This is a genomic window from Paenibacillus sp. sgz302191, from assembly GCF_057749925.1.
On record NZ_JBYLHY010000002.1, the window covers coordinates 96341 to 122684 of the forward strand.

Here is a 26344-nt window from a genome sequence, read left to right on the forward strand (position 1 = left end):
TCCTGGGTTATGGGTATGTAAAAGAACGTCAATTCGTTTGCCCGGATGCACTGCCGACAGATGCCAAGTACAGTTGTTGCAGAAGCAGATCGGCCTGCTCAATATCCATATTTCCTTCCTGTACCTGTTGGAGCAGTTCTTGCAGCGGAGAAGACGACGGTGTTTGGGCGGCAATTGGTTGAACGCTGCCCTGCTGCGGTTGCCGTTGCTCCTCTAGGAACAACGCAAAAGTGCGAATCGTTGGATGATCATAGATTACATTAGCTGTCAATGCCGTACCATAAGTTTGATTGATCTTCTGAATCCATTCGACCCCTATAATAGAATCCATTCCCATGTCGATCAGACTGGCATCCTGATCAATCTGACTGCGCTCCATACCTAAAGCTTCCGCCAAACTATCCGTCAGCTCAACATGCAGTTGTTCCTGCGCAATCGTGCGGAACAAAGCGCCGTTCCCCTTTTGTTCCGCAGCGGCGGGTTCAGGTTCACGGGAAGGCAATCGGACCGCATGCAGCGCACTTCCGGATGAAGTTTTCCCAGACTCCGAGTCCTGCTGGCTTGACTGGCTCGCTGCTGCATGCAGTTCCTTGGCTAAATACGCTGCGAAGTCTCGTACATTGGGGTGTTCATAAATGACACTGGCGGCAAAAGAAGTCTGATGCTTCTGGTTGATCTTCTGTATCCATTCCACGCCAATGATCGAATCTAATCCCAAATCGATAAAAGATATCTCTTCATCAATTTGATGGCTCTCCATTGCCAAAGCCTCAGCCAAACTAAGTTTCAGCTCGGTCTCCAGTTGTTTGGTCGAAATCGAAATCCCTTGTGCAGGGGCAACTGTCGCCTTTTGCTCCAGCAAAGCAATCGATAGCGTTGGAGTCTCGAATGCCTCCGAACCGCCTGTCAATGGCAGGGAAATCGTCGGCTTTCCAGAATTCGCCACAGACGGTGGACGCACCGGATCAGGCTGGATCGGACTCAGTGTAATCTTCACCGGCTTCTCTATCACATGCGGCTCAATCAAAGTGACAGATCCGCTTTCAGTTGGAACAATCGGCCTGGATTCATTAACAACCGTCTCCTGAATAGTCGATAAAGCAGGCTGGACTGCTGCCGCGTGATTGCCCAAAGACGCAGAATCACGAACCCAATAATGGCTTCTGGCAAACGGATACGTCGGCAGATGCAGGCGTCCCCGATGTGCATTCTCATGAAGATGCTTCCACGGAATGTCATAACCTTGGCAGTACAAATCCGCCAAAACATGGAGCATATCCAGATATTTCTCCCTGTCCTCTCGTTTGGCTTCGCTCTGTGCCAATAAGTCCCGGATATAGGCATACATCGCCTTCTGTCCGGTAAAATCGCGAGGAACCTGTCCCCGGAAAAGGTTCGGCAGCTTTTCTATTCCTTTAGCTGTCCCGAGCAGATGAACCGCGTCTTCCCTTCCTTGTACGACAATTGCGCAGCGATGGCTAAAATGCTGTCTTCCTGTCATCAACGTATAGCTGATTCGACTCCAATTCGGTTGTTCGGCATCTCCCGTTTGAATGAAGCCGATCATATCATTTACTTTTTCCTGCAAACTTTCTTCTGTTTTGGCTGAGAGTACAAGCAAATAAGACGTAGTTCCCGAAGGCAGTTGCCCTACTTCATCCGCCGAATAACTTTCCACCACCATGTGGGCATTCGTGCCGCTCATGCCAAAAGCACTGACCGCTCCAAGACGATTGCGCCCCGCTTTGTTCGACCACGGTTTTGCTGTTTTATTCACATAGAATGGACTTTCCTTCCAGTTAATGTAGTCATTCTCCGTCTCACAATGCAGACTGGCCGGAATCGTTTCGTGCCGCATTGCCTGCACCAGACTAATGAGGCTGACCAATCCGGAAGCGGCAAAAGTATGACCGAAATTCGTCTTCGTGGAGGTCAGTGCGCAATAGCCTTGTTCACGGGTATAGCTTTTAAATGAATCGTACAGGGCATTGATCTCTATCGGATCGCCGAGGCGAGTTCCCGTACCATGCGTGACGATATATTCGATATGAGCCGGATTCACTTGATACTGCTCGTAAACGGATTTCAAAAGATTCGCTTGCGCAACGCCGCTTGGAGCCGTAATGCCGTTCGTTTTGCCGTCATAGTTTATGCCGCTTCCCTTGATGACTGCATAGATAGGATCGCCGTCGGCCACCGCTTGAGACAATCTCTTGAGCACGACTACGCTTACTGCTTCGCCCGCAACCATACCGTTAGCCCGCTTATCGAACACATAACACTTGCCATCCTCGGACAGCATCCCCGCTTGATTAATCGCTGCCAGGGTGCCGGAGGCAAGAATCAAATTCACTCCCGCAGCAATGGCGGTGTCGCATTCCTGATTGCGCAGGCTGGAGCAAGCCTGATGGGCCGCCACCAGACCGGACGAGCAGGCTGTATTAATCGCCATGTTGGGACCGTTCAAATTGAGAAAATAAGATAAGCGCGCCGCCAGAATCGCATCGTGATTGGACGTTATCGGAGCGTTGATTCCGGTTAAATACTGATAATCACCGCTTTCCACGCCGACAAACATGCCGATTTTGCCCCGTTCGATTTGCTCGGATCCATATCCGGCATCTTCCAACGCCCTCCACGATTCCTGCAGCAGCAAGCGCTGTCTCGGGTCCATCATCTCCGCTTCCTTAGGCGATATGCCGAAAAATAAAGGATCAAACTCAGCAACGCCCGGCACCCAGCCGCCTTTCCATTTGGCAGTACGGCCAGGATCTTCTGTAAATCGGTTCGAAGGATGCTCCTTCACCACATCCTGTCCATTGGTCAAGATTGTCCAGAGCTCCTCAATATTCCGAGCATCGGGAAAGCGCCCACTCATACCGATAATCGCAATCTCTTCTTGCGAAGATCGCTGTGCCGCCACCGCCTCTGTGCCCAAACTGGACATGTGGCGCTTGCTGGATGGAGAGTCCGGTTTGGCGGCTTGTACGACCGGGCTCAACACGCCGATTGGCTGCGGCGCCTGCTCTTGCTCTCGATATAGCGTACGGATCGCAGCTTCATGATCGGTCATGAAATAGCCAGCCAATCGGGCAAGCGTTGGATATCCGTAAAATAAGGCTGGAGTCGTTTCAATGCCAATACGGTTCATTATTTCCCGGGAAAGGTCCGCTAAACTGATCGAATCAAAGCCAAAATCCGTTAAATTCGCTTCACGGTCAACCCGCTCGCGGGATATTTTCAGCAGTTGGCTGACCAGCTCTTTCAGTTCCCACTCCAAGCACTGCTCCACGCTCCAGCCCCTCATCTCAGGGCGTCTTCCTTGCCCTGACGGACGGGCAGCGGCAACGGCTGGCGACAGCGAATCACCTTGAGGCTTCGCTTCTACCGAAGCCCCGCTCAATCCCAGAAACCGCCGTATACGGCTTGGCTGTCCGACAAGCACCAGCGTGTGAGCGCTGCTTCCGCTCACCAATCGTTCAAAGACCGCGAAGCCTTCTTCCGCTTCCAAATAACGCTGACCGCTCGCTTGCAAATACATCTTCGCATGCTCGCCGTCGCCGGCTCCCATGCCTCCGCCTTTCCATAACGGCCAGTTGATCGCTACCGTTTTGCCCTGCCTCTGCCCGCGCCGGCTAAGCTCGTTCCGGTAATTCGCATGCGCCATCAAGAACCGGTTGCCCATCGCGTAGTCACAGGAGCCAAAGTCGCCCAGAATCGCCGACGAGGAGGAAAAATAGCAGACGAAATCCAGCGCTTCCTCCCTCAATAGCTCATCCAGCACAAGGGCGCCCTCGATTTTCGGATCGAGGATGCGCTGGAATTCCGCTGCCGTTGTGCTCAGGATCGTCTGGCTGCTGAGCAGTCCCGCCGCATGAATCACGCCATGGATGGCGCCAAAACGGTCCCGGACCTGTCTCAGCCCCGCTTCCATCCCTTCCCGATCACATACATCGGCTTGCAGATACATCACGCGCCCGCCCGCCGCCTCCAGCTCCCGAATTCGGGAGCCTTTCTCCGCATCCAAACGGCTTCTTCCCGTCAGAATCAGGTTCACGGGCTGCCGCTTCAACAAATGCTCCGCGAACAGCAGACCCAGACCTCCCAGACCTCCCGTGATCACATACGTGCCGCCCGCTCGGAACGGCCGGTCCACCGCCGGCAGCTCCGCCGGCTTCACTTCGCACACATAGCGCTTGCCCGCTTGATAACGCGCGCTCTGCGTCTTCGGCTCCTGCAGCTCCGCCCACAGCCGCTGCGTCCACGCGCTCAGGTCCGCTTCGACTCCAGCGGCTTCCTCGCCATAGATGCAGGCCGCCTGAACGTCCGGCATAGCCATGCCCAAGGAGCGCTCCAGCCCGATCCACGATTCCAGGAAGCTGCGCTCCAGCCCCTCCTCATAACGTCCGGCAAGCAGCAGGCGCCGAGGCTTGAACGGCGCTGCCGCTGCCCCTTGCAGCAGCAGCAGCAGGCTCGTGTAATCCCGGTTGAAGCCCGCATCCTCCAGCGGCCACAGATAGAAGGCCGCAGCGATCTCCCCGTGTTCGGCGCCAATCGCTTGCCAGGCTTCCCGATACGTATCGCCTTGATCCCGCCGAACGCTGTAGAAGCTTGGCGAATGCCGCTCGAAGCCGGAGCCCTCGCCGATGAAGATCACACGGCTTGCCGGGGCCAGCCTCCGAAGAGCTTCGCTGACCGCTTGCTGCCGCTCCGGCGCAGACAAGAAACAGACCAGCGTCTGCCGCCGGCCTTCTTGCCGCTGTCCGGCCGCTTCGCCCGTGAGCGCCCGCTCCTGCCACCGCTCCTCAAAGGTCAGCAGCTCTGCCGCTTCCTGTTCGCTCGCTGCCTCTCTACTAGCCCAGACAGAGTCGCTGTGTGAAGCCTCCGCAGTTGCCTCCACGGTTGCCGCCGCGGTTTTCTCCGGCACCCAGTAACGCTCCCGCGCAAACGGATACGTCGGCAGCGGAATCCGCGAATACCCGCCATCCGCGAACAGCTCTTCATACTCCAAGCCGTAGCCCAGGCTGTATAAATCGGCGATCGCTGACAATTGTTCCATATACTCGCCAGCTTCCCCGATTTCCCGGCAGCTGCGGATGCACGCATTGCCATAACGTTTCAGCGATGGCTGCTCGCGTCGTTCATTCTCCTGAACCTCGGAGACATATACCTGCGGCTGCTTCCCTTTTTGCATCCAGCCGCGAAGGAGGGCTGCCACCTCTTCGGCCGTGCGTGCCACACAGGCCAAGCGATGCTTGAAGTGCTTTCTGCCGAGCAAAAGCGTATAGCTGATGTTGCCGCAGTCGATGCCGGGCTCCTGCGTGCAAAAGGCAGCCAGCTGTTCAGCCTGCTGACGCAGCTGCCCCTGGCTTTGCGCCGATAAGACGATCAGGTAACCCGGCTTCCCGGCGTGCACGCGCTCCATCTGCGGAGCTTCTTCGATCACCATGTGCGCGTTCGTTCCTGTAGCGCCGAATGAGCTGATGGCGGCACGCCTTTTGACCCCTGGCTTCACGTTCCATTCCTTCAATGCTGTATTCACATAAAAGGGACTGCTCGCAAACTGAATGTTCGAATTGCCCGACTCGAAGTGTAGAGAGGGCGGTATCTGCTTATGCTGCAAGGACAGCAGAATTTTGATTAACCCGGCTACACCGGAGGCAAGCTGCGTATGCCCAATGTTCGTTTTCAACGAACCGATCGCACAAAATTGCTCATCATCGGTATAATGGCGGAAAGCCCGGCTGAGCGCCTGATACTCGATCGGGTCGCCGAGCCTGGTGCCCGTTCCATGCGCTTCAACCATCTGAATCTGTGCCGGATCAATGCCAAACGTTTCATACACCTCGCGCTCCAGCCGTTCTTGCGACTTGAGGCTGGGCGCCGTTATGCCGTTGGTCGTACCGTCCTGATTGATCCCCGAACCGCGAATGACGCCGTAGATATGGTCACCGTCATCGATTGCGTCGCGGAGGCGTTTGAGTACAACCGCCCCAACGGCTTCTCCCGGCACCATACCGTCAGCCCGGTTGTCAAAGGTGTAGCACTTGCCGGTACGCGACAGCATCCCCGCTCCATCGGCCAACAAGTGATATTGAGGCGTAGCCTGGATATAAATACCTCCGGCCAAGGCCATGTCCGTCTCTCCGGACCACAATCCCTGGCAGGCAAGATGGATCGAAACAAGAGAGCTGGAGCAAGCCGTATCCACAGCAATAGCAGGACCTTGAAGATCCAGACAATAAGCAATGCGAGCCGCAATCGCTGAATTGAGAGAGCCCCATAACGCCTGAGGAGGAAGGTTTTCGGTAAACAGTGTGTTATAATCCCCTGCCGCACATCCAACGTACACCCCGCAGCGAGTTCCCCCAACTTTGGCTCCTGCGTACCCCGCATTTTCCAGCGCCCTCCATGACTCCTCTAAAAAAAGACGCTGCTGCGGGTCCATATAAGTGGCCTCAATCCCCGATATATTGAAAAATAACGGATCGAATTGATCGATCCCATCCAAAAAGCTTCCGTAATCGCAATACAAGTCTTCCTTTTTATGGTATTGGGACAAGTCCCAACGGGAAATTCGATCTACCAGATTATCGCCATTAGCCAAATGTTCCCACAGCGCATCCACACTGCCGGACTTGGCGAATCTGCCACTCATTCCAATGATAGCAATAGGTTCATAATAAGCGGCAGAGTCTGCTTGATCGGTCAGTTGAGAAGTATCCGTTTCTCTGATCGTGCTTCTCTGTGAATTTCCCACCTGCCTAAAAGCGTTTTTATGCTCCTGCGGCTCTGCCTTTATTTCCTGATGAGGAACCGAAGAATGCTCGCTTCCCGGCAACATGGCTGCAATGGCATCTCCGTGCTCTGACACAATAAACTCCGTTAGGCGGCGAATCGAGCTAAAATCAAAGATGTCGGTGGTTTGCAAATCGATCCTCAGTATGTCGGAAACCGCTTGAACAAAATTGACGCCAATAATGGAATCAAGTCCATAATCGGCAAACGATTGATCAAGATCGATCAGATCCCTGTCCAGCTTCAATGCTTCAGACATCGTTACGATCAATCTCTCTCTCACGAAATCGACGATTCTGGAGTTGGAGGAAGCCTCACGCACGCTCGTCACCGGACGATTGGGTTTGTCCCGACGGGACGGGGGCAGCTCGCCTTTTTCCTTTTCAGATAATGGAGCGGGCTTGCTTTCCTGTATTTGCCGAACCACTCCATCGCTTTCAGCAACGATAATTTGTTGACCCAAATGATGAGATTCTTCCGTCGGGAAGAATACAGAGCCAAAGCCTTCGCTTTCCAGCACCTGCTGCCATACACTAGGATATAGTCCAGGACAGCCCGGAATGCGCAGCTCCGGATCTTCATACAGCCACCATCCTTTCAGCAGTCCAAAGGTCAGATGGGTGAACAAAGAATGTGTGCTGATTTCATTCAATAAAAGGAGACCGTTTTTTCTCAAGAGGGCTTTGGCGTTGCGCAAGGTTTTTTGAATATTGGCCGTGGCATGCAGCACATTAGCGGCAATTACCACGTCATAGGCACCCGGTATAATGCCTTGTCCGGCAACAGACTGCTCTGTATTGAAAATTCGGTAAGTCAAATAAGGATTGTCCGGGCCGTATTCTTTTTCGGCATGCAGCAAAAAGGCTCGCGAAATATCCGTATAGCCATATTCCTTGATATGATCCCTGTACGCCTGCAATCTATTGAACAACCCTGCGCTCGTCCCTCCGCTCCCCGCGCCAATCTCAAAAATTCGTATCTGCGCAGAAGGATTATGCTTGAGTGTTTCTTCTATAAATAAAATCAGCGTATTTCCGAGCACATCGTTAAAATAGTCCGATACACGATTGTTCTTATAGATACCCTCAACCAATTCCATCGAGGATCCTGGAAACATAATATCTGTAGCGGGCAGTTTTCCGGCGAGAATGTCGGGCAGCGCACGAAGCGCTGCGTCGACTAATCTCACTTGAGCTTTCAGATCGGGTTCATTCAACCAAGCTGTCTTCTGCTGTTCCCATTCCTCCCATACGGCGTTCACATTCGCAGGAACTTCATCGGCCAGATAATAAAACTGCCCATCGCAGGCAAGTATTCGTTCTTGAACCAGCAACAATAAACTCGTTTCCAACCATCTCTCATATCCATGGCTGATCCCGGTGTGTTTGAGGTCAATGTCCGTTCCCTTACTTCCATGGAACGATATGCCCACAGCCTGCAATTGCGCCCACAGCAGCTTGCTGAGATGCCGATCCATTACCTTCATTCTTTTCCCTCCTGTACACGTGCAGCAAATATCTTACACTTTGACGGTTAACCGTTGATAGTAGGCTGTCAATCTTTCGGTGTAAGTAATTAACAAATATTGGACAAGATTAAGGATTGTCGGATACTCCAAGAAAATAGCCGGTGTCATATCCAGTTCGTAGGTCTGATTTAATCTCTGAATAAGTTCGACCTGTTTGATTTGATCGAATCCGTACTCATCCAACTCCACATGAACATCCAAGTACTCGTCGCTGACCTCAAGCAATTCAGATAAGTACCGTACGAGAACCTCCTGCACTTGAGAGCGCACTTCCCCGATCTCCGACTCTGCCGCTTGCGGGGAAGCAGCAGACAAATCCAAAGGCTTCACTGCGCTTTTCAGTTGCTGCTTCATGTTCTGAAACACAGAGGCAACCGTTTCCGGGTACAGCGCAACCTGTTCCTCGGCCTCAGTTTCTTTCTGATCGCCGGAATGGAGCGGAAGAGTACGGCCGGTAAACTCCATATCCGCTTTGTCACTCATCGCAGGAACCCAATAGCGGTCCCTGGCAAAAGGATACGTGGGCAAACTGACTCGCTGCCGTATGCCGCCGCCATACATATCCTCCCAATCCACAAATGCCCCATTGCTCCACAACGCCAGAACTTCACCATATTTACGTTGTTGAAGCAATCCGGGTATATCAGGAGCCGAGCTCTCGTCGGCCGAAGCGAGAAATGCCTCTTGCCCTCGTTTTCGATGCCCCGGATAAAGGCCTTCCACAGCGTTGTTGCCTTCCAGAAAAGCCTCCAGCTTCATCTTAAGCTCTTCCGATGAAGCAGCCTCAATGCCCAGGCGCTCCTCCATAGCTTCCCTTCCGATTTGCAGCGTGTACGCGATATCAGCGAGCATGTTGTCAGAAATCGATTGTTGCCGCAATACATGCAGCAATCGATCTGCCTGTTCGCGCAGCCGCTCCGGTTGTTTGGCGGACAGCACAATGAGTACAGGCTGCTGCCCCATGGCAGGCTGCGGAGAATGCTGACGGCTTTGAGGCACATATTCTTCAAGAAGAATATGGACGTTAGAGCCTCCGGCCCCGAATGCGGAAACGCCTGCTCTTCGCGGATATTCCTTCATAACTCCGTTTATGCTGATTTGCGGACGCACCCACTCCTCCAGCCTTTGCTGAACGACAAACGGTGTCTTGCCAAAGTCGATGTTCGGGTTCAACGTCTCTGCGTGCAGCGAAGGAACAAGCTGTTTATGCTTCATCTGTAGTAGTACTTTCGTTACCCCAGCGATCCCCGCTGCGCTCTCGCAATGCCCGATGTTAGACTTCACCGAGCCAATCGCACAGAACTGCTTGTCTTTCGTGTACCTCTGGAAAGATTTGGTCAATCCTGTCATCTCTATCGGATCGCCAAGCGATGTTCCCGTGCCGTGCGCTTCGATATAACTCACCGTTCTTGGGTCAATGCCCGCTTCTTTCAATGTTCGTGCAATGACATCAGCTTGGGCATTCGGATTAGGAACGGTATATCCGTTCGTTTTGCCGCCGTGGTTAGCCGCAGTTCCCTTGATCACTCCGTAAATCTGATCGCCGTCAGCGACCGCCAGATGAAACGGCTTGAGCAGTAATGCGCCCACTCCTTCCCCCGGGACATACCCGTCTCCCCCTTCCCCGAAGCTCTCGCATCTGCCCTTGCTCGAAACGAATTTGCCCTGACCCAGATTCAAATACTTATTCGGGTGAATCGATACATTCACACCGCCGGCAAGCGCCAGCTCGCATTCGCCGCGCAAGAGCGCATTGCAAGCCAGATGGATCGCCGTAAGAGAAGAGGAACACATCGTATCAATCGCCATACTCGGACCGTGAAAGTTACAGAAGTACGATACCCGATTGGCAATTGATGACGGACTTCCTGCAAGAGCGATAGAACGGCCTTGCGTCTGCTCCTGCGCTCCGTAAAGCTGATATTCTTCATACATCACTCCGACGTATACGCCCACGTTGCCGCCATAGCCATTCCCATAACGCTTACTTAAAGCTTCACGGGTATAACCGGCATCTTCCAATACTTCAAATGCGCATTGCAGGAATAAACGCTCCTGCGGGTCCATGATTTCCGCTTCTCGAGGCGAGATGTGGAAAAAGAGCGGGTCGAAACGATCTACGCCTTCCATGAAACCGCCCCACTTACTGTTCGTTTTACCCAACTTCGTCTTATCTTCATCGTAATATAAACGATAATCCCAGCGTTCCTGCGGAATTTCTGTGATACTGTCTTTGCCATCCCGCAAATTGCTCCAGAACTGCTGAATATCGACTGCGCCGGGATAACGGCCGGCTACACCGATAATCGCGATGTCCAATGCAGAGGATGACCTTGCTTCCTTCTCGTCTCGACGGGAAGGAACGAATCGCTCAGGCTTACTGCCGATCCTCTCCACCTTCTCGCGGCTTACCGGGTCTGAGGCTGCGGTGTGAGTGACAGCTCCCTCTGAAACAGGCTGCGGCTGTTGAATCTCTAACAGATTCAGCAGCTGCGCCCGATGGTTTTCAAGGAAATAATCGCTCAATGCATCTAACGTCTGATATTCGAAAAAGAGTGTTTTAGACAGGGAACCAAAGGTCTCTTCCAATTGGTTGTTCAACTGCATGATCATCAAGGAATCAATCCCGTATTTCTCCATTGGCATCATGGGATCAATCCGATTCGCCGGCAGTTTGATAACAGCAGCGAGCAGTTGCTTCAACATATGAACCGCTTTTTCCCGCAATTCGTCCGGATGAACCGCAACCTCTGACAGCTTGGAAGCTGCTTGTGCTTGCTCCACAGGCGGCGAGGGCTGCCGGAACATCGCGGATTGCAGACGCTGAAGATGGCCAGCCACTACCGATACCTGACTCCCTTCCGCGGCCCAGCTTCGATAGAAAGACTGAAGGCCGGCTTCTGTCTCCAGACTGACGATGCCCGTGTGCTGACGCATCATTCTCGCTAGATCGGGCTCAACCTGCATCCCGCCATCCTGCCACAGCGGCCAATTGATCGATAGGGAGCGTCCCTGACGTCGGCCTTCTGCCGCCAGTTGGGAACGATAGTGCGCATAAGCGTCCATGAATGCATTCGCGGCGGCATAATCGCCTTGGCCGGCGCTTCCCGCCATTGCCGCCAAGGAAGAAAACATAATAAAGAAATCGAGCGTTTCATCCTTGGTCGCTTCATCCAAATGCATCACACCGCTAACCTTCGGAGCGAGAACTTCCTGCAGCTCATCCTGCGTTTTCTTCAACAAATAATTATCGCGAATGATGCCGGCGCAATGGATGATCCCATCAATTCTGCCATATTCCCGCTGTATCTCATGAATCCATTCATTTACGCTGTGAGCCTTCGTGATATCGACTTGCCGGTAAGCAACCTTAGCGCCGAGCTTTTCCATCTCTCTGATCTTGTCTCGCTTCTCCGGCTTCAAAGAAGTGCTGCCGGCAAGCAGCAGGACGGGCATTTTCACCCGGCGGATAATTTCGTTGGCAAAGATCAGACCCAAACCGCCGGCTCCGCCTGTGATGACATAGACGCCGCGATCCTTCCATGGCAGGGCTGCCAGTTGTCCGGGGCGATCCACTTCTGCCCAGTTGCCCACATACCGATTACCCGCTTCATACCGAACTCTCATGTCCAAAGTGCCTGCGTTTATTTCTAATAATTTGGAAATAAATACGTCCTCGGTCGACTCCGCGCCAATACATTGCACGGTTATTCTCGGATTCTCCAAGGCAGCTGTTTGCAGAAGCCCGAACAAACCGCTGAAAAGCTGCTGTTCCTTTTTTGTTGAGAAGACAAGCTGAATCAATACCTTCCCTGCGGAAGGCTTTCTCAAGAGCGCCTGAATCTCTTCAAGTATCCATTCCGCATACGTCTTGTACCGGTCAGCAACGCCCTGTTCCTGCGATTGCAGGACAATAAAGCGAACACGGTTAAAGCGAGATTTCCAATCGTCTTCCAGAGGATGTTCCGGTTCGCACATCATGACCAGATGCTCGTCATATTCGACATCTTGCCCGGCCTTGGCCGCCTGCTCTGTCCAGGCCGGCGCAAACAACGACGGCTCGGCTCCATTCTTATCCGCAGCCTGTTGCAATTCACTGTCCCATGCACGAGAAGTGTATCCCTTCAACCGTATCCGCGTACTTCCATCGGCATCCATCATATCGATATCGAGCTTTTGGAGCGAACTCTCGGGATGGCTGCCCTCACTGTAACGGATCAAAGCCCACATCGAAGCCGTACATGCCCCCCTGATTTCGATCTCCTGCAGGGCAAATGGGACGATGGGACGGATTAACGGCATGTCCTCTTCAGCATACGAACCCAACAAAAAGCCAATCGTTGCCTGCAAGGCCGCATCCAGCATGCCGGGATGGAGCACAAATTCATGCGAACCGACTGCAAAGGGTCCTGGCAAAGCCAGTTTGGCCAAAACTTGCCCCTTTCCGATATAAAGGGTTTCAATGCCTTGATGGGACGGACCATAGTCGATTCCGATGGCCTTAAACGTTTTATACACGCGGCTCCGGCTTATTTCGGTATGACTGCACGAAGCCTGCAAAGCCGGCAAATCCCGCTTTTCCACAGCTGCTCCATAGCCCCATACGGCTAATCCTTTACTGTGTACGATGCGTTCGTTGTTACTGCCATCCGATGCGCTGTAAATTTCAAAAGCCGCTTGGCCGGCTTCCGTGGGAACAAGTGCAATATGCAGGCTGGCGGGCTCCTCAGCGATCGTAACCGCTCTTGCCCAGACGATATTGTTCAAATACAGGATATCCGTCCTATCGCTTCCCGGGCTTTCGTTGGGTCCGCCAAGCGATCTCTCCGCGGCAGCGCGAGTCATTTCCAAATAGGCTGCGCCCGGGAAAACCTTTTGCCCGTTGACTCGGTGATCCTTGAAGAAAAATTCCTGTCCTGTAAAAAGCGATTCAAACCGTTGTTCCGAAAAATCGGAGGTGTTGCGATGCAGCAGCGGATGCAGGAACGCCAAAGTCCCGTTAGATTGGCTGCCATACTCTTTCTTGGCATCCGGCACCCAGTAGCGTTCCTTAGCGAACGGATACGTCGGCAAGCTGATTAAACGCGGTTTGCCCTCCTTGTACAGTTGACTCCAGTTCACGGAAAGTCCTCTGACCCACAGTTCCAGCACGTTTGCGTAAGCTTGTTGCTCCATCCATCGCGTTACAGAGTTCCTGGTCTCCTCCTCCGAGCCGAACTGGGCAATCAGCTTTTGAATCCGTTGAGCCTGCCCTCGATACAATAATCCGCTGCCTTCGCCGCCTTGTATGAATGCTTGGAGATGCTGTTCCAATTCAGGGACGGAGGAAGCCGTCATAGCCAGACGCTCTTCCATCGCTTCACGCCCTGTCTGTAGCGTATAAGCGACATCCGCCAAGGCGGCGTCATCGATCTGTCTTTTTTGCAAAAAAGCTAACAACTGCTTCGCTTGCTCATAAAGGCGATCTTCATTTTTAGCCGACAGCACAATAACCGCGGGGGCGTCAGGTGTGATTGCGGCAGTCCGGCGATCAGCAGGATGCTTGGGCACATATTCCTCAAGCACCACATGCGCATTGGCGCCTCCGAAGCCAAAGGAGCTTATGCCCGCTCGCCGGGGCAGCTCATTGTCATCCTTATCCTTCACGGCCATCCAGGCCTGTTTTTCCTGCACAATGTAAAAGGGACTGTCTTTCAATTGGATATATGGATTGATCGTCTCACAGTGCAGGCTTTTTACCAATGTCCGATGTTTAAGCTGCAGCAGCACCTTGATTACTCCGGCAATTCCCGCAGCCAACTCAGCGTGTCCAATATTCGATTTGACGGAGCCCAAGCCGCAGTAAGCCTCCGGCCTCGGTGAACTTCCCGCCATTTCATGCAAAGACTGGAAGGCGGATTTGAGCCCGTTAATTTCAATCGGATCTCCAAGCTCCGTGCCCGTGCCGTGTGTTTCTATATAAGTGATCGTGTTCGGATCAATGCCTGCTTGCGTATAGGCTGTTTTGAGCAGATCGGCCTGGGCTTTCGGATTCGGAGCCGTCAATGAAGTCGCCCGGCCGCCGTGATTTTCGGCAGCTCCCCGAATCAATCCGTAAATCACATTGCCGTCCCGCTCGGCTGCGCTCAGCTTCTTCAAGAAGAGCATGCCTGCGCCTTCGCTGCGGACATATCCATTAGCTTCATCGGAAAATGTTTTACAACGGCCGTCATGCGCCAGCATACCTGCTTTGTTGAAACTGATATGCCCGTCCGGCGTAACGATCGTATTCACCCCTCCGACAATTGCCATCTCGCAACTGCCGTTTTCAATCGCGCTCACCGCACGCACAATAGCAACCAAAGAGCTTGAACAGGCGGTCTCAATCGGTTCGCTCGGCCCGTGGATATTCAGAAAAAAGCTCATTCGGTTAGGTCCTACAGAAGGAACAAGCCCGGTTGAGGAATAGCTGTCTACGGGAAGCTGAGCCTTGGAAATCAGACTGCTGTAGCCGCTGAAAGATGTTCCTGCAAAAATCCCCGTTTTCGTACCCGATAAACTTTGCGGTGACATTCCCGCATCTTCGATCACCTTCCATACATGGGTCATCAACAGCCGCTGCTGAGGATCCATTAATTCGGCCTCGCGCGGAGAAATCCCGAAAAACAAAGGATCAAATTCGTCCACACCGTCGATAAAACCGCTCCACTTGATATTTGTCTTATTTTCTTCTTTCGCCGGATCGCCGTAAATAGCTCTCCAATCCCACCGATCAGCGGGGATTTCACGAATGCAATCTTTGCCCTCGGCCAGATTGCTCCAGAACTCATCGATGTCCCGGGCCATCGGGAAGCAGGCGCTTACACCTACAATCGCGATGGCATCCGAATCGGCGGCGGCAGCTGCCTTTCTTTCGGAAGAAACCTCGGGAAGCTTGGCAAATCGGCGGCCGCGGCGAGTTGCGAAAGAAACAGACGCGGCTTGGTTGATCTGTCCGGTTGAACCGGTCAAGCTCTCCTCTTCCCCCGCAGCCCGTAAAACGCCGGGGCTTCCAATCGATTCGGCAAACTTTTCCCTAATACTAGGGCCGTGTTCCTCCAATAAATAGGCAGCCAGACTCGCCAAGGTTTCGTACTCAAAAAAGACGGTAGGCGCCAATTCAAGCTTGAAATCCCGATTCAGATCGTTGGCGAATTGAGTGAACGAAATGGAATCACACCCATATTCGCTCAGCCCGGTATGGATATCGATATCATCGCCGTTCACTTTAAGCAATTTGGAAATCGCTGCCGTTAGAGCGGCCAGCAGCTTGTCCGGCAAGCTCTTTGCATCTCCAACCGCGTTTTGTCCGATGGATGAAGCGGTTGCGGCAATCGGCTTTGCCGCAGCAACGCGCGGCGGAAACAGCTTTTGCCTGATTGGCGCCGGCCGCCCATTCACAACGATAATCCGGCTTTTATTTGCGGCGAATCCCTGAAGCAAAGCTCGTATGCCCGATGGCGTCGGCAGCGGTACGATCCCCAGATTATCCTCCATCCATTGCCCGGTCTGGGCAGGCACCTGCATCCCGCCTTCCTGCCACAACGGCCAATTAATCGAAATCGTTTGACCATGACGTTGACCCTGCTCGGCTAACGATACCCGATATCCGGCATAAGCATCCATAAAAGCGTTGGCAGCCGCATAATCGCCCTGTCCCAAGTTCCCCATCACGGCAGCCAAAGAGGAGAAGATCATAAAAAAGTCCAGCGGAAGTCCGCGGGTGGCCTCATCGATATGGATCAGGCCGTTCACCTTGGGAGCCATAACCTCGCGCAGCTGTTCCTGACTTTTCACATGCAAGTACTGATCGCGAATGAGACCTGCACTGTGGATAATGCCATCCAATCGGCCATAATCCTGTACGATCTTATCGATGAAAGCAACAACGGCTTCTTGATCCGCTGCATCCACCTGCCTGTAGTGAACCTGATTGCCGGAAGACGCCAGATTCTGCAGCTTGGCTTGCATATCTGCGGAAAGCGGCGACCGTCCTGTCAAAAAAACTACGGCCCCTTCCACATGCCGGGTCATTTCAGCAGCAAAAATAAGCCCGAGATTGCCCGCACCTCCTGTAATGACATAAATGCCGCGGTCCTTCCAGGGATAATTTGGCGTATGATCCAACGCCTCTATCTCCTTCCAAACGCCTACACGGCGTTTACCTTGGCGATATTGAACCCGTCCGTCCGTTGGACGTACACGGTTCTCCAGCAGCCTCTGCTTCCAGACTTCCGAAGCAGCTTCGGGCTCCATTTCAATCAATTGACTCACAATTTTGGAATTCTCCATCTGGGCTGTTTGCAGCAGTCCATACAGGCCGGTCCACAGCCGCTGTTCATTCCTGCACGAGCCGACAAGCTGAATCAGCACTTTGCCGCTGGAACCGTTGTTCCGAATCGCCTGCAGCTGTGCCAATATCTGAGCCGCATACGCTTGAAAGCGTTCAGCGAGGCTGTCCTCTTCCGAATGAAGATGGATGCAGCTTGTTTCATTCATATGTTGTGCAAGCCAAGCCGCCAGATTGTTATCCTGCTCGCAAATCAACACCACATGCTGCTCAAAAGAAGCCTGCACAGCGGGTTCAATCGCCTGTTCGTCCCAACCCGGCTCAAACAACAAAGTCGCTGTTTGAACCGCCGTATCTGCACGGTCTCCCTCCTCATCCAGAACGCGAGTTGTATATCCTCTCATTCGCACGCAAATTTGACCCGTTTCATCCATCAGATCGATGTCGAGCTTCTGCAGTTTATCGCCCGGTTTGCTTCCTTGACTGTGCCGGATTAATGCCCACATTGAGCTCGTGCATGCGCATATCACTTCCAGCTCCTGCAGAGCATAAGGCAGCACAGGCTTCACCGGGGCAGGCACTGCTCCGCCTGCGGAACTGAGGAAATAACCAAGCGGTGCTTGCAAGGCAGCGTCCATCAGGCTTGGGTGCAGCACGTAAGCCTGATCCTGATCGGATGCCGATAAGGGCAAAGACAGCCTGGCCAAAAACAGATCGTTTCCCATGTACAAAGATTCAATGGCGCGGTGACCCGGTCCATATTCGATCCCCATCTGATGGAAAGCTTCATAGAGCAGCTCAGGAGAAATAAACCCGTTTTTGCATTCATGCATCAGATTTGCCAGATCCGCCTTCGGCTGGATCGCCGGAGCGCCTGCTTCTGCCACTCCCTGACAATGAACAATTGCCTCCGCTTCATTCCCGCGGGGCAGGCTGTAAATTTCAAAAGCAATTTCTCCGTTATCTTCTGGACACAGAGCAATATGAACGCCGGTCTCTTCCTCATCGACGATGACGGGCCGCAGCCATACGATGTTCTTGAGCCGCATTCTCTCGATTTGATTCTGTTGCAACATCGAACCCTGCACGCTGCTCCCCAGCGCGTCAACGACTGCAGCTCTGGCCATTTCCAGATAGGCCACACCCGGCAAAACGCGGCTGCCTTTTACGCGATGATCACGGAGAAAAAATTCATGACCTGTAAAGCTGGAGCTGTACCGCTGCTCCGCCAAATCGGAAGTATTGCGGTGAAGCAGCGGATGCAAGCGGGATTCCACACCCTGAACCAACGCTCTGCTCCTTGTGTTCGCCTGATCCTCAGGCATCCAATACCGTTCCTTACCAAATGCATACGTCGGCAAAGGAATGCGGCGAGGCTGAGCATCTCCATAAAATTGATCCCAATCCAGGGAAAGCCCCTTGACCCACAGATCCAGCAGCTTCGTATATTTCTTTCGCGCGATCCAGCGGGTTACGGCTTCCTGCATCTCATCGTCGGCAAACAGAGCCATCGTTTCTTTATTGCGCTTCACTTGTCCGCGATATACATATTCGGTACTTTCCTGACCTTCTATAAAAGCTTGCAGCTTCTCCTTCAATTCCTTCATTGAATATACAATCAAGGCCAAACGTTCATCCATCGCTTCGCGCCCTGTTTGCAAGGTGTAGGCGATATCGGCAAGAGCTGCATCCTGCAGAAGATGCTTCTCCAAATAGGCGTTCAAACGCAGAACCTGTTCCCGAAGGCGCCCTTCATTTTTGGCAGAAAGGACGATAAGCGCAGGCTGGTCCGGTGAAACAGCGAATAAGGGACGCTCTTCCGTTCGCGGTATATATTCCTCAATCACGACATGCGCATTAGCCCCGCCCGCTCCAAAAGAAGAAATGCCGGCGATGCGCGGATATTCCCGTGCAACTCCATGAAGGATGACCGACGGTCTTCTCCACTCTTGAAGCTTCTGCTGCACGGTAAAAGGCGTTTTGGCAAAATGAATGTTCGGATTCAATTGCTCCGCATGAAGCGTAGGAACAAGCTTTTGATGCTTCATTTGCAAAATAATTTTGGTCAAGCCCGCGATGCCAGCAGCTGCTTCTAAATGGCCAATATTCGATTTAACGGAGCCGATGGAGCAAAATCCGGTTTCCTGCGTATCTTTTCCGAACGCCTGCGTAAGTCCAGCGATCTCGATCGGGTCGCCCAGTTCGGTTCCTGTTCCGTGCGCCTCCATATAGCTCACGGTACGAGCATGGATGCCCGCTTTATCCAGTGCTTTGCGAATAAGCTCGCCTTGTGCCATTGGATTAGGAACCGTGTAACCATTCGTTTTGCCCCCATGATTGATCGCTGTAGCGCGAATAACGGCATAGATGTGATCCTGATCGGCAATCGCCCGCGACAGCGGCTTCAACAGCACGGTACCGACGCCTTCCCCCGGTACGAAGCCGTTGCCGCCCAGACCGAAGCTTTTGCATTGTCCGTCTGCGGAAAGCATCTGCTGCGCGCTAAGAGCGATGTAGCTGGACGGATGCAAATAGAGATTCACCCCGCCCGCAATAGCCATCTCGCATTCCTGTCGATGCAGGTGCTCACAAGCTTCGTGTATAGCGGTCAATGAGGAAGAGCACATCGTATCAATCGGCATGCTGGGGCCTTGCAGATTTAACAGATAGGAGACCCGATTAGCCACCGAACCGAAGGAAGTATGAGGATAAATACGCTCCTCTCTTTTCCAGTCTTCCGACCCGCACAAATCAAATCCCGTTTTAGTAATGCCTGCGAAAACGCCGACCTGGCGATTGAAGTGTTTGGCCAAACGTTCCCTTGTATACCCGGCATCTTCCATAACTTCCCAGCACGACATTAAAAACAACCGTTCCTGCGGGTCCATACTTAATGCTTCGCGCGGGGAAATATTGAAAAACAAGGGATCAAATTCGGCAAAGCCGTCTATGAATCCGCCCCATTTGCCATAGCTTTTGCCAGCCTCTGCCGCTTTCTTCGGATCTGCTTCGAACAGTTCATCCATCGCCCACCGATCGGCGGGAACCTCCGTTATGCAATCGGCCCCCTTCTGCAACTGCTCCCAATAAGCATCCAGATTGTTTGCTTGCGGATATCGTCCGCTGACCCCGATGATTGCGATCGGTTCGCGAGAAGGCGAAAGCCCAGTGCCCGCCGGCTCTGTTACTTGAATAAAGCGTCTGTTCTCCTTGCCAAGAAGCTTCGGAGCTGAAGGAACAGCCCTTGGCGCAGCCGCCGCATCATCGCTGTGTGCCTCAAGCTCGTTCTGTTCTAATCCCAGCAGGGCTGCCAGCTTCTCTTTCCTCGTCCGGATAAAATGGTCAATCACCGCATCCAAAGTTTGGTATTCGAAAAACAGGGTGCTGCTTACTTCTCCGAATGCTTTGCGAAGCGTGTCGGTCATCTGAACAACCAGAATCGAATCAATGCCGTAGTTCTCCAATGGCTCGGACGGATCAATTTGCTGCGTCGGTATTTTCAGGGTATCGCCGATCAATTTCTTGAAATAGCTCAAACTTCTCTCCAACAATAAATCTTGCCAAACATCCGGCTTATTCTGTTTATTTTCGCGCAAAGCGGAGCGGGTCCGTTCTTCGGCGCCGATCTGGGGAGATTGCCCTGATTCATGCTTGCGTCGAATGCGAATCATTCCGTCGCTGGAAGCTGCTATAATCTGCTGTCCCAACTCATGCGCATCTGCTGCGGGAAAGAAAACATCCCTAAATCCTTCCTGTTCCAATAGATTTTTCCATTCTGTCGAGGATACTCCCGGCCCGCCCGGAATTCTTATTTCTGCATCCTCGTACAACCACCAGCCTTCCAAAAGGCCGAAAGTCAAATGGGTAAATAACGAATGGGCGCTAAGCTCATTCATTACAATCCAGCCATTGGACTTTAAAGCCGCCTTCACGTTCCGAATCGTTTGGCGAATGTCTTTGGTCGCGTGCAGCACGTTAGCCGCTATAACGATATCAAAGCTGTCGGTTGGTACAAGCTGCTCGAACAGCGATTGTTCTGCATTCACAATATGAGTTGTCAAATAAGGATGATCGGAACCGTACTCGTTTTCGGCATGCATCAAAAAGGCTTTGGAAAGATCCGTATACGCATACTCCCGAATGCGGTTGCGATACGGCTTGAGCTTGTCCAGAACAATGGCGCTCGTCCCCCCTGTTCCAGCTCCAATCTCAAGAATACTAATCTGTGCGTCGGGATCATGCCGCAGCTGTTCCTGGATACAGGCAATGACCGTATCGGAAAGCACTTCATTGAAGTGGTCGGCTGCCTCATTATTTTTGTAGATACCTTCTACACGCTCCATCGAAGAATTCGGAAATATAACCTCAGTGGCCGGACGTTTGCCTGTTAAAATATCCGACAGTGCTTGCAGCGCTGCTTCCACCAGCGACAATTGGGCCCTCAAGTTCGTCTCTTCCCGCCATCGCTCTTTTTGCTCCTGCCAAGCTGCATCCCCTTCGTTTAAAGAATCCCTGTAAGCGCTGTCGTAATTACCTGCTTGCGGGAATATTCCATGTTTCGTCAGAAGCGACATACTCTCCTCGAACCAACGCTTGTACATATCCAGTAGTCTACTTTGATCCGCGAGTATCCCGCTTCGCTGCAGCTCGCCCCAAAGCAGTCGGCCAAGCAAACGATCCATCCCTTCTCTTAAGGCAGCCCCATTGGCTATCAACTGTTCCACTTGCGGCCCCGCCTGCGGCATCAAGTTTCGAATACTCGAACCGGATACTGCACGCTGTTCGGGGTATACCTCCAGCCATTCATCCTCATCCGCATACTGCTGGGCCCGTGATTGATCCAATTGGATCAACGATAATTGATCGATGGGTCCTGCCTGCAGCGCTTCCAAAGCGATCATGGCGTCAGCCGGCTCGATAAAGCCGATTCCGCTTTGCGCCATCCTGTTCTTAAAGGCTCGCGGGACTGCGCTTCCTATCCCGATGTCGCCCCAGTAACCCCAGTTCATCACTTTGACCGAAGAAGACCATTCTTTCCTGAGCTGAAGAGCAAAAGCGTCCGCGAACGTACAGCCGGCTGTGTAACTGCTTTGTCCGAGCGGCTTGCCGAAAGAACCGATCGATGAAAAAAACAGGGCAAAATCCAACGGTTCTCTTCCAAAGACTTGCGCCATTCGTACACTTACGTCTATTTTCGCAGACAGTCCCGCCTGGAACCGGGATTCGTTCATCTGGGCCAAACTTTGATCCAGTGCACCGACGGCCGAGTGAATCACCCCATGAATGACAGCGTACCTCGCTTTGATATCTTCATAAGCGGCTTGAAGAGCCTGATAATCACTTGCGTCCGCAGCGAGATATACAGGTGCCGGGCCCCAATTGCCCAATCGATCGAGCTTAGCGCTGATGCTGTCGTCTTGCGCTCGTCGGCCGATCCATACGATTCGGGCCTGGTAGGTGCGGATCATGTATTCGCTCCAGGCTTCACCGATGCCTCCGGCTCCGCCAATGACGACATACACCCCATTCTTTCGGTACACGGTGGACGAAGGTGCATGAATACCGTACACCTTCAGCAGCTTCTGACGGTACCACTGCCGATTGCGCACAGCCCACGCATTTCCTTGCGGGTCTGGCGGAATCATGGTCATTTGGCCGTAAGGAATATCTGAATCCGGCTCCAAATCAATCAGGCGAATTTTCCATTCTGTCCATTCTTTTGCCAGGGAACCTGCAAATCCGTGAACACTTGCATGAGTTGGATGTACCGCATCCTGCGGATGAACCGCCTGTGTCCCGGTTGTCAAGATTGTCCAGTACAGTTCCTTAGACCCGAATCCCAGGCTCAGCAACGATTTGACCCATCGAAAAAGTTGAATCACCCCCTCCTGCTGGCTCTGAATAACAGCGTCGGAAGCGTAAGAGACAAGGTCGGAATGAGGAACGATCCAGATGATGTGCTTTATAGCCGGCAGTGCTTTTAACTGAGCGGCGATCTCTTCGATCGTCGCGCCAGGCTGTACAAACAGCTCTTGCAACCCAGGATAGCTGAGTTTGATGGCGTTTCGCTGATCGGCAGTGCCGCCAATCAACAGCACATGATCGGTTGGGTATGGAGACGCCGTCCCCCAATCCGCTATAGAGACAACGTCCCACACCGGCTGCTGCAGCAGCGCCTCCGAATGCTTCTGAGAAGCTACAGCGGCAGGATCCGACTGGGAAGAAGCTGACGTGCTCCCCTCTTTGCGAATCATCGAAAAGCCTTTCATCCGCACACAAACAGTTCCCTGCTCATCGCACAGGTCAAGGTCAAGCTTCTCCACTCTATCCCTGTTCGACCCGTCTTCACTGTAACGAATCGACACCCACATACTAGGCAGACAGCGCCCATATATGACAAGCTCCTCCAGAGCAAACGGAGTGAACATAGCCAGGGACGCCGCCCCGCTTTTTGTCCGATTCGAGAAGCCGGACAACCGCAAGCCCAATCCTGCTTGAATGGCAGCGTCCATCAGGACCGGATGCAGCACCCAGGAATCCAGCCCATCGGCTGCGGAGACGGGCAGCTTCAAATGAGCCAGCACGCAGCCTTCGCCAGCATGAATAAACTCGATCCCCTGCTGCTCTTCTCCGTAATGCACGCCCATCCTTCTGTACAGGCTATAACATTCATCAGCCGATACATATCCGCCCCTGCATGCCGCCTGAAGCGCCTGCAGATTCAATCTCGGTGCTTCCGCAATGGGCGCAAGCAGCACTGCAGTTCCTTGGCTGTGTACGGTCAGTTCAGCAGCCGGGAGTTCCGCTGCACTGGATATGGTACAATTAATCTCCCCGTTATCTTGAGGGTATACTCCGATTTGGATATCAACCGGGCGATCCTCGAATTTAATAGGACGCATCCAGGTTATATTCTTCAATTGAAGCGCCTTGCCACTTGGATCGATGCCTTCTGCCGCTTGCTCCACAGCGGCCCGAATCATTTCCAGACAAGCTGTGCCGGGAAACAATCGCTGGTCCTGCACAATATGGCCCGCTGCAAAAAATTCCTGTCCCGTAAAGGTGGAACGAAACCGCTGCTCAGCCAGATTGGACGTATTTGCGTGAACCAGTGGGTGCAGTTGATTCGGCTCATCTGCCGTTATTGCCGCTGGCATCGGCTTTGTCTGCTCCAGCCAATACCGCTTCCGTTCAAAAGGATACGTGGGCAGGCTCATTCGCTTTACTTTTTTGCCGCTGTACCATCTATTCCAGTCTATAGATACTCCGCTGACCCATAGCTCAAGCAGCCTGGCATAGGATCCTTCCTCAAGCCAACTTTCGATGACTTTCTCGATATCCCCATCTTCCCCGATTGCCATCGCCTCGTGAATAGGTTTGACTTGACCCTGCATCAGATTCTCAATCTCCTGCCCGCCAGCGAGATAAGCTTCCAGCTTATTTGTAAGCTCACGGATCGAGCCTGCAGTCATGGCCAGGCGTTCTTTCAGCTCATCCCGGCCTGCTTGAAGCGTGTAAGCCATCGAAACCAAATGCTGCTCAGACAGACCTTGCTCGACAATAAAAGCAAGCAATTGACGCGCTTTTTCTTTGAGACGCTCTTCGTTCCGGGCGGATAAAACAATGATAACCGGTTGATCCGGGTTAGACGAAGGAAGGGCAAGCTCGTCGCCGTTCGCGATATGCTCCTCGATAACGATATGAGCATTAGCCCCTCCGGCGCCAAATGATGAAATGCCGGCAATCCGCGGAAGCTCACGCTGCCCGATAACAGGCCGCTGCCATGTTTCCAGCTTCTGCTGAACGGCAAAGGGACTGTTTGCAAAATCAATATGTTTATTGAGCTGCTTGGCATGCAGGGAAGGAGCCAACTGGCGATGCTTCATCTGAAGCAAAATTTTGGTAATACCAGCAATTCCAGCTGCGCTCTCACAATGTCCAATGTTCGACTTGACCGAGCCGATGGAGCAGTACTGCTTGTCTTGCGTATAGACTTCAAAAGCTTTTGTCAAACCCGCAATCTCTATAGGATCGCCTAATGAAGTGCCGGTGCCGTGAGCTTCGATATAGCTAATCGTTCGAGGATCAATGCCCGCCCCTTGAAAAGCCTGACAAATGACTTCGGCCTGCGCATTCGGATTCGGAACCGTATACCCGTTGGTTTTGCCTCCATGATTAATCGCTGTTCCTTTAATCACGCCGTAGATGTGATCGCCATCAGCAACAGCTTTATCGAGCGGTTTAAGCAATATCGCGCCTACACCTTCGCCTGGCACATAGCCGTCGCCCCCTTCGCCGAAGCTTTCACAGCGCCCTTTGCTTGAGACAAAGCTTCCCTGTCCGAGCAGCAAATACTTATTCGGATGTACGGATACATTGACTCCGCCGGCAATGGCGGCGCTGCATTCGCCTCTTTGCAAGCTTTGGCAAGCTAAATGGATCGCGGTTAAAGAAGAAGAACACATCGTGTTCAGAGCTATACTCGGCCCGTGAAAATTAAAAAAATAAGATACCCGGTTCGCGATAGAGGATGAATTTCCACCCAATGCCACATTGCGTCCCCGTGTCTGCTCCTGAGCTCCATATAACTGATATTCTTCGTACATCACGCCTACATACACGCCAACTGCGCCGCTCTTGCCGAGATTCGTTCCTTTGCTTCCGGCAATAGACCGGGCGTAACCTGCATCCTCCATCGTTTCATATACACATTCCAGAAACAGGCGCTCCTGCGGGTCCATCCCTTCCGCTTCAAGCGGCGAGATATGGAAGAAGAGCGGATCAAACTGATCCACCCCTTCCAGGAAGCCTCCCCATTTACTATAAGTTTTTCCAGATTTATTTTTCTCTTCGTCAAAATAGAGACCGTGATCCCACCGATCAGCGGGTATTTCGATTATACAGTCCTTTCCCTGGCTTAACTGCTCCCACAATTGCCGAACATTACGAGCCCCCGGATATCGCCCGGCAAGCCCGATAATAGCAATATCCAGCGCTTCCGGCTTTTTATCAGCCAAAAGTTTCTTCGCGGAACCAGCGGAGCGAGTCCGCTTGCGGCGTTGAGTGACGGCCGGCGCGGAAATTGCAGATGTTGACGTCTTTTCCGGGGATATGCGTTCCGCCTCCTTGACGGCTGGCGCTTTCAGTTCGATATCCAGCAAGCCGATGAACGATTTCCTGCATACTTTCCATATATAATTCGTCAATTCCTGAATCGTCTGATACTCAAAAAACAACGTTTTGGGCAACGAACCGAACTTTTGCTCCAGCTTCTCGGTTAATTCCATCATCATGACTGAATCTATGCCATACTTCTCCATAGGCGCGTCTGCTTCAATACGCTCTGCCGGCAGTCTCAGTACCGAAGACAGCAGATGCTTCATGTAGTTGACCGCTTGCTTGCGCAGTTGTTCTTCTCCTGTAGTTTGCAGCGCCGGTTCTGACTCGAAAATGGCTCCACTGTCCGGATCGGCCGCAAAATTAAGAATCGGAATTTGCTTGCTCCGCACCATCTCCTGAATTTTTCTGGCAGCTCGTTCATGGGTGATCTTCCCGCTTTTGATTTGACGGTATAACCCTTTCACATCTTGATCCATTCTGTTTCCCACCTCACCTTACCGCAAAAGGATAATTTCCCTGAATTGTTCTTCAGTTAATTCGCCGCTGGAAACTTTTTCCGAAATCCTTACAAAATAGGCATCGGCAGGAGA

General features: G+C 52.7%; 1 protein-coding gene and 1 pseudogene. Both read right to left on the reverse strand.

Going from position 1 to position 26344, the window contains the following annotated elements; translation table 11 throughout:
• Positions 1-28: 28 nt before the first annotated feature.
• Positions 29-8284: an SDR family NAD(P)-dependent oxidoreductase gene (locus tag AC3G2T_RS03085; protein WP_488434498.1), complete on the reverse strand. Its 8256-nt coding sequence runs from the start codon at positions 8282-8284 to the stop codon at positions 29-31.
• A gap of 105 nt (positions 8285-8389) precedes the next feature.
• Positions 8390-26041 (reverse strand): annotated as a pseudogene (locus tag AC3G2T_RS03090) (SDR family NAD(P)-dependent oxidoreductase); the annotation flags it as partial.
• Positions 26042-26344: the final 303 nt, after the last annotated feature.